Genomic DNA, 1,153 nt, shown 5'->3' on the forward strand with positions numbered 1-1,153 from the left:
GTATTCCATCTGAGGGCCATACTGCGCCACCCAGCGCGTCTTCGCATGGATGTTCGCGTTGTTCAACGGCCCCTGCAGATAGCTGGTATACGAGTACACACCAAGGTTTGTATAGCCGGCGGACTGCATCACGCCATACCAGGCATTGACCATGCCGTTGTACACGTTCGGATCGGTCGGAGGCGTATGACCGGTCCACGTCCACCTCTCAAGGTCGTAATATACGGGGTATTTCAGGTCGTTCGGGCTCACGCCAAGCTGGCGGAGCTTGGACACCACATCATTGGCTTCCTGCCTTGAACCGCTCGCATCCTCCGCGTACGAGTACCAGTAGATGCCGAACGGAACGCCCAGGCGCTTGCATTCGTTGATGTTGCGCTTGGCTTTGGCGTCGGCATCGTTGCCCCACCCATAGCCCAGGCGGATGATGGCACCTTCCACGCCGTCGGCTTTAGCTTTGGCCCAGTCGATATCCCCCTGCCATGAAGAGACGTCGATCACACCTTTGGCCTGCTGGACGAACAGGTTGTTTTTGTAGTCGAAGAAGGCTTTCGTATTGTTGTAGGTTCCCCAATGCGCGCCGTAATCGTTGCCTTCGAATTTGGCGAGTCTCACGGTGGCTCCGTTCTTTGAAGACGATTGTTCCGCGGACCGCTCCGCAGATTGTTTCACAGATTGTTTCACAGGCTGTTCCACGGCGTCCTTCACGTCCGATGCGCTCACCGGAATGAATGATTCGCCATCCGTCTTGGCCAGCGGGTCGGGTTGCTGATCCCGGGTGCCGATCAATGCCTCATCCGTCACGGTCCTGCCGGTCTCGATATCCCGCACCTCGCCTTCGGGAGTGACCGCGAGCTTCTCCGAGACCACGGTGGAATCGTCCGGAATCCGTCCACTCACCGTATTCGGCAATGCCGCGTTCGGATTATCCGGCATGCCGTCACCGGCATTCTGCGTGTCTTCCACAGCGGTGGCGAAGGAATGCGGCGAGTCATCAATCGCGATATCCCTCATCGCATAAGCCGGAGCCACAGCTACGGACAACGTCAACGCGACCGCGGAAACGACAGTGGAAATCCTCAACAAATTTTTCGGCGATAGCATCGTCAGCCTCTCTTATGAATCCGCGCCGCATACTTTGGCACACTTTGAC

General features: G+C 57.3%; 1 protein-coding gene. It reads right to left on the minus strand.

Annotated features, from left to right (window positions below):
* Positions 1-1,104 (minus strand): glycoside hydrolase family 25 protein (locus tag ACR0P8_RS09950; RefSeq protein WP_432624884.1); only part of this gene is annotated, 1,104 nt, incomplete at its 3' end.
* Positions 1,105-1,153: the final 49 nt, after the last annotated feature.

The organism is Bifidobacterium sp., assembly GCF_050874245.1.
Lineage (GTDB): Bacteria > Actinomycetota > Actinomycetes > Actinomycetales > Bifidobacteriaceae > Bifidobacterium.